Source organism: Litchfieldia alkalitelluris (assembly GCF_002019645.1).
Classification (GTDB): Bacteria; Bacillota; Bacilli; order Bacillales; family Bacillaceae_L; genus Litchfieldia; species Litchfieldia alkalitelluris.
Map to the genome: position 1 here is coordinate 2,802,821 of NZ_KV917374.1, position 11,898 is coordinate 2,814,718.

Here is an 11,898-nt window from a genome sequence, read left to right on the forward strand (position 1 = left end):
GGAATGGAAATTAAAGCTCAATTATTAGACTTGAAACCATATCAACCAGGAAAACCAATTGAAGAAGTAAAAAGAGAATTTGGTTTAGAAAAAATCACAAAACTAGCATCAAACGAGAATCCATTTGGATGTTCAGAAAAGGTTAAGGAAGCAATCACAGCCAATCTTGATTCACTTGCTTTATATCCTGATGGATATTCAACAGAATTAAGGCAAAAACTAGCTACCCATTTAAACGTAGAAGGTTCGCAGTTGATTTTTGGTAATGGTTCTGATGAAGTCATCCAAATAATTTGTAGAGCATTACTAGCACCTGGAAAAAATACAGTAATGCCAGCACCATCTTTCCCACAATATAAGCATAATGCTGTGATTGAGGGAGCGGAAGTTCGAGAAATAGAGCTTATTGACGGAAACCATAACTTAACAGGTATGTTAGAAGCAGTGGATGAGAATACACAAATAGTTTGGATTTGTAGCCCTAATAATCCTACCGGTACATACGTAAATGAAGAAAGTTTATTTTCATTTGTAAGTAAGGTACCAAAGCATGTCCTAATTGTCATTGATGAGGCTTATTATGAGTATGTTGATGCGAGTGATTTTCCTGAAACCATTAACTTACTGAAAGATTATGACAATGTTATGATTCTAAGAACTTTTTCAAAGGCATATGGTCTTGCTTCATTACGTATTGGATATGGAATTGGACCAAGTGCTTTAATCAACAAGATTGAACCAGCCAGAGAACCTTTCAATACGACAAGACTTGCTCAATTTGCGGCAACAGCAGCTCTTGATGATCAACAGTTTATTAAAGAGTGTGTTGAGAAAAATAATAAAGGGTTACAGCAATTTTATACGTTCTGTGAAGAACACCAGTTGTCTTATTATAAATCTCAAGGGAATTTTATTTTAATTGATTTTAATCAACAGGGTGACACTGTTTTTCAATACTTATTACAGAGAGGATTCATTGTTAGATCTGGAAATGCATTAGGTTTCCCGACTTGCGTTAGAATTACGGTAGGTACTAAGGAACAAAATCAAGAAATTATTAGCCTTTTAACTGAAATGTTAGAAACGAAAAATGTAAGTATTTAACCTTAGAAGGCGAGGGTGGGAGAGAAATAAGCTCTTCTATTCTCGTTTTTTCTTTAGATTCTGAATATTTAAACAGTTAAAAGAGTTTTTACCAGATGTTAGTGTATTGGGGTGGACGAGTTGAAAGGAAATGTCCTTATTATTGGATTAGGATTAATAGGAGGATCAATAGCATTAGCGATTAAGAAGGAACATCCCAATTGTTATATTTATGGGTATGATATCCAAGACGATCAACGAAAACTTGCGAAAACTTTACATGTAATTGATGAGATTGCAGTAGACTTAAGCGAAATTATATCTCTTTGTGACTTTATCTTTATTGCAGTTCCTGTAAAACAAACAGAGCTTATTATTGATGAACTTGCCAAATTAAACTTAAAAGATTCGGCTATAGTAACAGATGTTGGAAGCACAAAAGAAAAAATTGTCATCAAAGCTGACCAACTTCGTGAAAAGGGGATATCATTTATTGGTGGACATCCTATGGCAGGTTCTCATAAAAGCGGGGTAACGGCTGCGAAGGCACATTTGTTCGAAAATGCATTTTATATCTTAACACCTCACGACAAGCAGTCTCAGAAGGAGATTGCACAGCTTCGTTATTTATTAAATGGAACAAAAGCAAATTTTATTATACTATCACCGGGGGAACATGATCGAATTGCAGGGGTCATTAGTCATTTTCCGCATATTATTGCAGCAGGGCTGGTTCATCAAGCAAAAAACTACAGTAATGAGCATGATTTAGTGAGTAGGTTAGCTGCTGGAGGATTCAGAGATATCACAAGAATTGCTTCAAGTAATCCAGTGATGTGGCGAGATATTCTTCTCCATAACAAGGAACCTTTATTAGACTTGTTTGATGGATGGATTTCAGAAATGGAAAAGGTTAGAAGCTTTATTGATGCTGATTGCGGCGATCGCATATTTGAATATTTTTCAAGTGCAAAAGATTTTCGCGACGAGCTTCCCACGAGAACAAAAGGTGCGATACCATCATTTTATGATTTATTTGTTGATGTTCCAGATTACCCTGGTATCATCTCAGAGATAACAGGATATCTTGCAGAAGAAAGAATTAGCATCACAAATATACGAATAATCGAAACAAGAGAAGAAATTTATGGAGTATTGAGATTAAGTTTTCAAAATGAAGAAGATCGTGAGAAGGCAAGAGAATGTATTGAGTCAAACACAAACTATGAGACGTTCTATGGGTAGATGTCCAAGGTATCTATCAAACTGTACCATGAATGTTTGATCTCATCTGTAATGAGCGGAAGTTCACTCCATTCTGAGGGGTGTGCGGCCGCGTGTGACCCGTAGGAGTACAAAGAGATAAGAGGACGGTTCATGAACTGAGGAAAAGCCATGGAATTCGGCAGTAGGTTGTTTTTAGGTGATCTGACTACATAAATATCAATTATATTTTTTCCATTAAATATTAAATCTGTGAGGTGTTTTAAATGACAAAAAGCACAAAGTTACCTCAAAAGGTAAAAGGTTTATCTGGTAGTATTGTTATTCCAGGTGATAAATCTATTTCCCACCGCGGAGTGATGTTTGGCAGTCTTGCCAACGGAACAACAGAAATTAAAAATTTCTTAACAGGTGAGGATTGTTTGAGTACAATCGATTGTTTTAGAAAGATGGGCGTTGATATCACGGTTACTGATGATGTTGTTGTTGTTCAGGGAAAAGGAATGGATGGGTTAGTTGAACCTTCAAAAATTCTTGATGTTGGTAACTCAGGAACAACAACCAGGTTAATGTTAGGAATATTAGCAGGCAGTTCATTCCACTCATGCATCATTGGTGATGACTCTATTGCTAAACGACCAATGAATCGAGTAACTGCACCACTAAGAATGATGGGAGCCGAAATTGATGGTAGAAAAGAAGGTGGATTTACACCACTGGCAGTAAGAGGAACTAAGTTACAGGCTATAGATTATGTATCACCTGTAGCAAGTGCACAGGTGAAGTCTGCAGTTCTTCTTGCAGGACTAAATGCTAATGGTACTACCTCTGTAACAGAGCCAGCTAAATCAAGGGACCATACAGAAAGAATGTTACGTGCATTCGGATGTGAAGTTGAAGAATCTGGTTTAAGAGTTTCTATTAAAGGTGGCCAAACTTTGTCGGCTACTAAAATTGTTGTTCCTGGAGATATCTCTTCCGCTGCATTTTTCCTAGTTGCTGGCGCAATTACACCAAACAGTTCAATAACATTAAAAGATGTAGGTATGAATCCAACAAGGACAGGGATCATCGATATTCTTACAGGGATGGGAGCCGACCTTATAGTGGAAAACGAACGGACTGTTAACTTTGAGCCAGTGGCTGACTTAACCATTTCCACTTCCGATTTAAAAGGGATAGAAATAAGTGGTGAAATTATTCCAAGATTAATTGATGAAATCCCTGTCATTGCATTATTAGCGTCACAAGCATCTGGTCAAACCGTCATTAAAGATGCGAGTGAGTTAAAAGTAAAGGAAACGAACCGAATTGATACTGTCGTAAATGAACTATCAAAGCTGGGTGTTAATATTCAATCAACAGATGATGGAATGGTCATAACTGGATCTGCTACACCTTTATCAGGTGGACAAGTTAGTAGTTATGGAGATCATAGAATTGGAATGATGCTTGCGGTTGCTTCATTAATAGCCGACGGAGATCTCACTCTTGATGATCCAGATGCTATTGCAGTATCTTACCCGACCTTCTTTGAACACCTTAAAGAACTAAGTCTATAGAAACAAGCAGTGCTAAGACTAACTCATGAATATCATGTGGTTAGTCTTTTTTGTTGTTTCGTTACCCATTAATGAAATAATCATCATACAACTCAAATTTTTTGCATAGCTTGTCTTAAGATACCAATTCTTTAAAAGTATATTGCACAAGCCATATAGCAAGAATGGAGGAAGGCATATGACTTATCTTATAGAACAGGCGAACGTCCTTAAAGAAAATAAAATAGAAAAATGCTCTATTGTTGTAAAAGGTACGAATATTGACTATATTAGTAGTAGTAATAAACGTTTTACGTTTATGAAAATGAATCTTTCAAACTATTTATTAACACCTGGTCATGTCATGATGAATTATACCTTTACAGAGACAACCCCATTTAAGGAGTTTAAAGCAGTTCTTCAAAAAGACTATGTAGATAAAGGTTGTACTACTTTAATCTCCATTTGTGATGTTAAAAAAGAGTATGAGCTTTTTGATAAAATTAATAGAAAAAAAAACACCTTGATAAATAGTCCCATTGATTTTTATATCGGTATTAAAATCCCCTTGAAATTACTTACACCTTCATTTATAAGAGCATGTAAGCGTGTGAAAATCCCTATAGTGATTGTTGAGATTGACGATGTGAGCGATTTACAACAAGTTCCTTGGGGATGGATCAAAGAAGCATTCTATCCTTATTTTTTCCCGTTAATCCCGAAGTGGAATATCAAAGAGAAATCTTTTTTTAACGCTAATAACCACATCGGACTGTGGGATGAAATTATGGCGGAACACGGTATTGCCTCAATTAATGCATGTCCAGAGGAAGGTGTGCCGTTATCATTGGATCTTCTTAAGAAGATGGGGGTTTATCCTGATAAAGGTGATATTCGGATTAGAGGTGCAATGGATTACAATTTGTATAATATAGACGATTTAAGCTATTCTTTGGAACAAAAGCCTTCATTTGATTTTCAAACTTTTAGACCAATCATAACCATGCATAAAGGGAAATTTCTGAAGGTTGATCATCAGACATTTTTCTCACCAGGATTTGGAAAAGAGTGTAAGGTGAAATTGCCAGGATACTTTGTGTCGAGTAAATAGAAGGAGCACGCTAAGATGTTTAAATTAGAAGAAGCAATTCAATTAGTTGAAAATGGAGAAGCTGAAAAAGGCCTAAAATATATTAATGAAATGAAAAGCCAATGTTCAGATGATGAGAAATATGAAATTGCAATAACCTTTTTTAAATGGGGATTAGTAAATGAAGCCAAAGATCTTGTGGAAGAACTTTTATTTATGTATCCAGATGAAGGTGAACTGCTAGTCTTAATGGCTGAAATTCTAATTGATTTAGACAATGAAGAAGAAGCGATTGGTTTTTTAGAAGATATCTCGAAAAATGACCCAGCATATGTAGAGGCTCTTCTTTTACAAGCTGATTTGTATCAGATCCAAGGTTTGCATGAGGTGAGTGAGCAAAAACTCTTGACTGCTAAAAGACAGATGCCCAATGAAGATATAATTGACTTTGCTCTTGCTGAACTTTATTTGAGCCAAGCTGAGTATAAAAAGTGTATTCCTTACTATAAGTCAATCATTGCAGGTAATGAAAACATTGCAGGTGTTAACCTATATTCAAGATTAGCTGAAGCATTAAGTACTGTTGGTGAATTTGAGGAGTCTCTGCCGTATTTTGAAAAAGCAATAGAAAAAACTGAGGAAATCAATACACTATTTAACTACGGATTTACTTCTTTACAAGCAGGATATCATATTACTGCGATTGAGGTATTCATAAGGCTTAAAGAATTAGATCCAGAATATAGTTCCCTATACTTACATTTAGCGAAAGCGTATGAACAAGAGGAAATGATTTCAGAAAGCTATGAAGCTGCACAAGAAGGCTTAAAGATTGATAATCTTAATAAAGAATTATATTTTCTAGCCGGAAAATTAGCGATGAAGCTCGGGGATATAAGTTCGGTAGAAAATCATCTTAGACAGGCAATTGCGATTGACCCAGGATACATTGAGGCTACAACTACTTTGACAAGCTTTTTGAGACATGAACAAAGATATGAAGATATTGTTGAGTGCCTTCAGGAGGTTATGAGCTATGGCGAAAATGATCCACAGTTCGAATGGGACTTGGCCTATGCAAAAAATCAACTTGAAGAATATTCTCATGCATTAAACCATTATCGTCTTGCATATACTTCTTTTAAGGATGACAGAGACTTTTTAGAGGAATATGGTTACTTTCTTTTAGAAGATGGAAAACGGGCAGAAGCAGTTGATATTTTTAAATCACTATTGCTAATTGAACCAGATAATCTTGAAATAGAAGAGCTGATTTTAGGCTTGGAGTAGTAGTAAATTTTCTAGGGGTTTGCAGGAGTTCAAAGTGGGTTTGTCGAATAAATAAAGTGCTTACAAAAACTTATTACACATTTGCAGAGGAGGGAAGCATGCGATGACTACCCCTGTATCTGTCAACGAGAAGAAAGATTTCATTCGCTGGTTTCTTAATAACTACCAATTAAAGAGAAGAGAATGTGTTTGGATTTTGAATTACTTAATGAGTCACGACCAATTAATGAAAAACGTTCATTTTGTAGAACAAGCGCAGTATTGTCCAAGAGGAATAATTATGTCAACACATTGTGTAGATGATGTACCGTTCAGGTTTTATAAAGAAAATGTGATGACAACTGATGCTGAAAAGTCCTTCCATGACATTAGGCTAAATAGGGATGAAGATATTTATATCCAATTAAATTTTCGCTCTTCTTTTCACACTCCACAATATGTAGCAGTTCTTGAAGAGAATCCTTATATGCCAAAGCACTTGCAAGTGAACGAAAAAGACACATTGCTAGCCGAAAGATTTTTAGAGGAATCAATTCATATTTACCAGAAAGAAAAATTACTAAAGAAAATTGATGAAGCCCTTGATCAACAAGACTCAACTGAGTTCCAAAGACTTACAGAGCAACTTAAAAAATTATCAAGAACAAATTGTCATTAAAAAAAATACAAGAAGATGCTGCTGACAAAAGAAAGAAATTTTGTCAGCTTTTTTTGTGGATTATTTTCACAATCAATCTCCTTTTATATAGAAGGAACGAATAAAGTGGACAGTTCCCGACCTTATTTATTGATTCATGGCTATTAACTCACAACATGGAGGATGAAAATGTTGTTCACTTAGTGTGGAATGAGCGGAGAGCCACCTGACTCCTGCGGGATCTAGCGATCTTCGTGAAACCCCACAGGAGGCTCAAAAGACGACGAGGAACTCACGTACTCCCCCGCGGAAAGCAGGTGGATCGCAGCGAATGGAACTCTGCTAACTAAGTTATTATCATCTGAGACATCCATGCTAATTAAAATTAGCACCATGGAGAATGAAAAATTATACTTAGCTTAGTGTCTAGCTTCAGGCGCTATCTGCTCTCAGGTCTAAGTCAAGCCGGCAAGAAGGTTAAAAAGCAACCTTCTTGCCGGCTCGTCTTATGCCTGTCGCCGATGAACGAGCGCCTTCCGCATTTCTTTTTTTAGGGTAGATTTTTAATTTAATAATTCTTCCGACTTTCCGTTACTGATTGTAGAATTGCTGTAACTAAAGATAGTATGTTATCTTTGATTTAGCTAAAAACGAAGGGAAGATTTATTTTGAAATGGACTACTAACGATATCAATTTGTATTTACAATCAAAAGAATATGTAGACACAGCCGTAATTCCATTAATACCTGTCTCATGGTCTAGCAATGTAAAAAAAACAATTGAAATAGGAGAGTTTACATCAATTCTTTCACACGAAATAGAAAGACAATTTAAAGGTAGACTGATACTGTATCCTGCATTTACATATAGCGAGAAAGAAGGGCGAACCCAAAGTCTCGCACGTTTGCAGACGTGGTCTGATGAAATTTTAACGAATGGATTAAAACATATCGTATATGTTACAGCTGATTCTCAATGGAAAGGATATGAAAACGAACTAGCAGGAACAATTATTTCATTACCATCAATCCCATTAGAACATTTAGATGAAAAACTTAAACAATCAATGTTCCAGGATCAAATGAAGAGCCTTATTACCCTTTTTATGAGAATATGGCAAAGTTAAACTCGCTTTTTACTATAAGCATGATACATATGAAACTAATAAACCTAATATCATGATTTTTCCATAAAAAATCACATACTTGCCTTTAGATAAGAGAATGATAATATTGACCTTACCAGAATATTGATATATCATGAGTATGTCCTAGTATTATATGTGTTAATTTTATGTCCGGTTGGACTTAGCTTTTGATAGAGGGGGGAAAATAATGAGCGAGAAAAAACATCGGGTATCAAGACGTCAGTTTTTAAACTATACACTTACTGGCGTTGGAGGATTTATGGCAGCTGGGATGCTTATGCCAATGGTTCGTTTTGCTATTGATCCTGTGTTAAAGCCAAGACAAGAGCAAGACTTAGTTCAGGTTGCGAGTGTGGAAGATATTACTAGCGAACCACAACGTATTGATTTTAAAGTGCAGCAAGTCGATGCATGGTATGAGTCAGAAGAACCTAGATCTGCATGGGTATATAAGGACGAAAATGACAAAATTGTCGCCCTTTCACCTGTGTGTAAGCATTTAGGCTGTACTGTAGACTGGAATACAGATCCAAAGAATGAAAACAAATTCTTCTGTCCTTGTCATTATGGCTTATATGAAAAAAATGGTGATAACGTTCCAGGTACACCACCAATTGGTCCACTGGACAGATTTGTAACACAAGTAAAAGATGGCTACTTGTATTTAGGTCAGGCAAAACCGCAAGGAGGGGCGTAATAAATGTTAAATAAGATCTATGACTGGGTTGATGAGCGCTTAGATATTACGCCTTTGTGGCGAGATATTGCTGATCACGAAGTTCCAGAGCATGTTAATCCTGCTCATCACTTTTCAGCTTTCGTTTATTGCTTTGGAGGCTTAACGTTTTTTGTAACCGTTATTCAAATTCTTTCTGGTATGTTTTTAACTATGTATTATGTACCAGATATTAAAAATGCGTGGGAATCAGTATATTATCTACAAAATGAAGTTGCATTCGGCCAAATTGTACGTGGAATGCATCACTGGGGAGCTAGTTTAGTAATCGTTATGATGTTCTTACATACGCTCCGTGTATTTTTCCAAGGTTCCTATAAAAAACCTCGCGAATTAAACTGGGTTGTAGGTGTGTTGATTTTCTTCGTTATGCTTGCATTAGGTTTAACTGGCTACTTATTACCTTGGGATATGAAGGCTCTTTTTGCTACAAAGGTAACCCTGCAAATTGTTGAGGCAGTTCCTTTACTTGGGCCACATATTAAAGTGTTACTTTCTGGTCATCCGGAAATCGTTGGTGCGCAAACTCTAACAAGATTCTTTGCAATCCACGTATTCTTCTTACCAGCAGCTCTGTTTGGTTTAATGGCTGCTCACTTTATGATGATTAGAAAACAAGGGATTTCAGGACCACTATAAAATTATAGAATCATTATATGTATAGGCTTTAGAATGTCTATATTTCCTTAGAAAAGGAGGGGAACTGATTATGCATCGCGGTAAAGGAATGAAATTTGTTGGAGACTCACGTGTTCCAGCAGTTAGGAAACCAAATATTCCAAAGGACTACTCTGAGTATCCTGGAAAAACGGAAGCATTCTGGCCAAACTTCTTATTAAAAGAATGGTTAGTTGGTGCTGTTTTCCTAATAGGATTTTTAAGTTTGACAGTTGCGCATGAGCCGCCGTTAGAGCGTATTGCAGATCCAACAGATACTGGGTACATACCTCTACCAGACTGGTATTTCTTATTTTTATATCAATTGTTAAAGTATTCTTATGCTGCAGGGCCTTATACCATTATTGGAGCACTAGTTATCCCGGGTCTTGGATTTGGAGCATTAATGCTTGCACCATTCTTAGACCGTGGACCAGAACGAAAACCGTCTAAACGTCCAATAGCGACTGGCTTAATGCTACTTGGAGTAGCTTCAGTTTTCTATTTAACTTGGGAATCTGTTGATCAAACAGATTGGGAGTTAAAAGAACAGCAAGGTGCAATTGTTGCCGAAGCTGAAATTGATAAAGAGTCAGAGGGTTATCTGCTTTATCAAGAAAAAGGCTGTATTGGCTGTCATGGTGAAAACCTAGAAGGAACTCCAGCCGGTAAAGCATTAGTGGATAACGGACTTGAAGTTGACCAAATCAGTGATATCGCTGTAAATGGTCAAGGAGGCATGCCAGCTGGTATGTTTGAAGGATCTGAGGAAGAACTTCAAAAGCTTTCAGAATTCATTTCTGAAGTTACTTCTAAATAAATATGTTGAAAGCTGACTATGATAGTCAGCTTTTTTCAAATTATAACAAAATATAAAAATTTAGAATGTTCAGCTCCAGGTTCCATCTGCTTCTGGTCTGAGCCGGGCAGAAAAAAGCAAGAAGGTTGGTTTTTTAATTGAAGAATATACTCTTTTATCCTTTTGGACAGCGATACATGTTATGGCTTTTGTTAATAATAAATATATTAGGAACCATATACGGTTATATTTGGTATGCTAGTCAATTAGAAATAACCCCCCCACGTTTTTTGTTGTTTGTACCTGATAGCCCCACAGCAAGTCTGTTCTTTGTGTTTGTTCTTATAGCCTTTATTATGAGAAAAAACTGGCCAATAATTGAGGCACTTGCCATCGTTACTTTATTTAAGTATGGTATATGGGCTGTGATCATGAATTTACTTACATATGTTGAATTAGGCTACTTAAGTATTGCAGGATACATGTTAATTTTTTCACATCTTGGCATGGCGATTCAAGGATTATTGTATGCCCCGTATTATCGAATAAAGCCTGTCCATTTGGTACTAGCAGGGATTTGGACTTTACATAATGATGTGATTGATTACGTCTTTTTTATGCTTCCAAGATATTCAGTATTAGACGAATATATCCCACAAATAGGCTATTTTACATTTTGGCTATCGATCGTATCCATCCTTATTACCTATTGGCTTTGTATTAGAAAAGACAGAATCGTGTTAACTATCCAGTAATTAAAATAATAGATTTTCATGGTCTACTCTTGTCCAAACCCTCATACATTCTTAATAGAAGTTTGAGGAGGGACAAGTATGAAGTTTTTAAGAATTGGATTTGTTCTAATGCTACTAATAATCATGTTCCCAATTTCTTCTCATGCGGACACACATGATTCTTGGGAAAAACTAGATCAATTATCGGACCAAGCATTGCAACTAGTGAAACAAGAAAGATATGAAGAGGCTAAAAGAATGCTTGATTATTTTTCAGATGAGTTTTTAAAGACCCATTTTGACGACAGGAATTATTCAATGGATGAATTACGTGTAATTACGGTCACTCATGATAGTGCCGTTGAAGCCATTAATTCCACTTCAATCTCCTTTGAAGAAAGAGTCAAAAAGGCAACTCAATTTCGACTAGTAATTGATGCAATTCGCTCTGAGCATCAACCTTTATGGTCTGAAATGGAGCACTCTATTATGACTACTTTTAATCAAATGAAAGAGACTGTAGTAGAAGGTGACAGTAACACCTATCAACACCAGTTAGATCTTTTTATGGCTAAGTATGACATGATTCAACCTAGTTTAAAGGTTGATGTATCACCATTAACTGTTCAAAGGCTTGATTCCCACATTAGCTTTCTTGATTCATATCGTAATGAGTCATTAAAAACGTCAACGCGACTTCAACAAATGGAACAAATGGAGTTGGATTTACGGACGATTTTTGATAACATTACTGAAGATGATGCAGATCCATCGTTAATCTGGGTCATGATTTCAACAGGTAGTGTGATAATACTTACATTATCCTATGTCGGTTGGAGAAAATATAAAGGTGACAAACAGAAACGAGTACCGAGAAGAGATTCAGAGGAATAATAAAATTGACAACCACACAATTTCCTCACTAAAATAGACTTAACATCTAACAGGAGGAATAGGGA

The 11,898-nt window shown here is 36.2% G+C and carries 12 protein-coding genes; all 12 read left to right on the forward strand.

The features are described from left to right. Positions 1–3: 3 nt before the first annotated feature. The 12 genes from hisC (at position 4) to ypjB (ending at position 11,833) form a co-directional block, all read left to right on the forward strand. On the forward strand, positions 4–1,104 hold the full coding sequence (gene hisC / locus BK579_RS12960) for a histidinol-phosphate transaminase (protein WP_078546091.1): 1,101 nt from the start codon (positions 4–6) through the stop codon (positions 1,102–1,104). Between the two features lie 120 nt (positions 1,105–1,224). Next, a complete protein-coding gene (locus BK579_RS12965; protein WP_078546092.1) occupies positions 1,225–2,328 on the forward strand; it encodes a prephenate dehydrogenase in 1,104 nt (367 codons plus the stop codon). A 245-nt stretch (positions 2,329–2,573) separates the two neighbouring features. Next, entirely contained in the window at positions 2,574–3,869 is a 1,296-nt protein-coding gene (aroA, locus tag BK579_RS12970; RefSeq protein WP_078546093.1) for a 3-phosphoshikimate 1-carboxyvinyltransferase, read from the forward strand. 178 nt (positions 3,870–4,047) lie between these two features. After that, the gene (locus BK579_RS12975) at positions 4,048–4,959 is read left to right on the forward strand and encodes a hypothetical protein (protein WP_078546094.1); all 912 of its coding nucleotides are present in this window, start codon (positions 4,048–4,050) and stop codon (positions 4,957–4,959) included. A 15-nt stretch (positions 4,960–4,974) separates the two neighbouring features. Then, positions 4,975–6,228, forward strand: coding sequence for a tetratricopeptide repeat protein (locus tag BK579_RS12980; protein WP_078546095.1), 1,254 nt, complete (start codon positions 4,975–4,977; stop codon positions 6,226–6,228). 103 nt (positions 6,229–6,331) lie between these two features. Next, positions 6,332–6,886: a ReoY family proteolytic degradation factor gene (locus tag BK579_RS12985; protein ID WP_078546097.1), complete on the forward strand. Its 555-nt coding sequence runs from the start codon at positions 6,332–6,334 to the stop codon at positions 6,884–6,886. 647 nt (positions 6,887–7,533) lie between these two features. Then, positions 7,534–7,992, forward strand: coding sequence for a YpiF family protein (locus tag BK579_RS12990; protein ID WP_078546099.1), 459 nt, complete (start codon positions 7,534–7,536; stop codon positions 7,990–7,992). Positions 7,993–8,200: 208 nt separating this feature from the next. After that, positions 8,201–8,710 carry a Rieske (2Fe-2S) protein gene (locus BK579_RS12995; protein WP_078546101.1) on the forward strand — a complete coding sequence of 170 codons (510 nt, stop codon included), beginning with the start codon at positions 8,201–8,203 and terminating at the stop codon, positions 8,708–8,710. 3 nt (positions 8,711–8,713) lie between these two features. Beyond that, entirely contained in the window at positions 8,714–9,388 is a 675-nt protein-coding gene (gene qcrB / locus BK579_RS13000; RefSeq protein WP_078546105.1) for a menaquinol-cytochrome c reductase cytochrome b subunit, read from the forward strand. 70 nt (positions 9,389–9,458) lie between these two features. Beyond that, positions 9,459–10,226 (forward strand): menaquinol-cytochrome c reductase cytochrome b/c subunit, encoded by a 768-nt coding sequence (locus tag BK579_RS13005; protein ID WP_078546108.1) that lies wholly within the window; start codon positions 9,459–9,461, stop codon positions 10,224–10,226. 176 nt (positions 10,227–10,402) lie between these two features. Further along, complete coding sequence (gene lhaT, locus BK579_RS13010; protein ID WP_078550558.1) at positions 10,403–10,960, forward strand: lipoprotein heptaprenylglyceryl N-acetyltransferase LhaT; 558 nt, start codon at positions 10,403–10,405, stop codon at positions 10,958–10,960. 78 nt (positions 10,961–11,038) lie between these two features. Next, positions 11,039–11,833 (forward strand): sporulation protein YpjB, encoded by a 795-nt coding sequence (ypjB, locus tag BK579_RS13015; protein ID WP_078546111.1) that lies wholly within the window; start codon positions 11,039–11,041, stop codon positions 11,831–11,833. The last annotated feature ends 65 nt before the right edge of the window (positions 11,834–11,898 follow it).

Excerpts from the sequence above, each read along its gene's own strand:
- hisC (WP_078546091.1), top strand. The coding sequence starts at position 4 with ATGGAAATTAAAGCTCAATTATTAGACTTGAAACCATATCAACCAGGA.
- aroA (WP_078546093.1), top strand. The coding sequence starts at position 2,574 with ATGACAAAAAGCACAAAGTTACCTCAAAAGGTAAAAGGTTTATCTGGT.
- BK579_RS12975 (WP_078546094.1), top strand. The coding sequence starts at position 4,048 with ATGACTTATCTTATAGAACAGGCGAACGTCCTTAAAGAAAATAAAATA.
- BK579_RS12980 (WP_078546095.1), top strand. The coding sequence starts at position 4,975 with ATGTTTAAATTAGAAGAAGCAATTCAATTAGTTGAAAATGGAGAAGCT.
- BK579_RS12985 (WP_078546097.1), top strand. The coding sequence starts at position 6,332 with ATGACTACCCCTGTATCTGTCAACGAGAAGAAAGATTTCATTCGCTGG.
- BK579_RS12995 (WP_078546101.1), top strand. The coding sequence starts at position 8,201 with ATGAGCGAGAAAAAACATCGGGTATCAAGACGTCAGTTTTTAAACTAT.
- qcrB (WP_078546105.1), top strand. The coding sequence starts at position 8,714 with ATGTTAAATAAGATCTATGACTGGGTTGATGAGCGCTTAGATATTACG.
- BK579_RS13005 (WP_078546108.1), top strand. The coding sequence starts at position 9,459 with ATGCATCGCGGTAAAGGAATGAAATTTGTTGGAGACTCACGTGTTCCA.
- lhaT (WP_078550558.1), top strand. The coding sequence starts at position 10,403 with ATGTTATGGCTTTTGTTAATAATAAATATATTAGGAACCATATACGGT.
- ypjB (WP_078546111.1), top strand. The coding sequence starts at position 11,039 with ATGAAGTTTTTAAGAATTGGATTTGTTCTAATGCTACTAATAATCATG.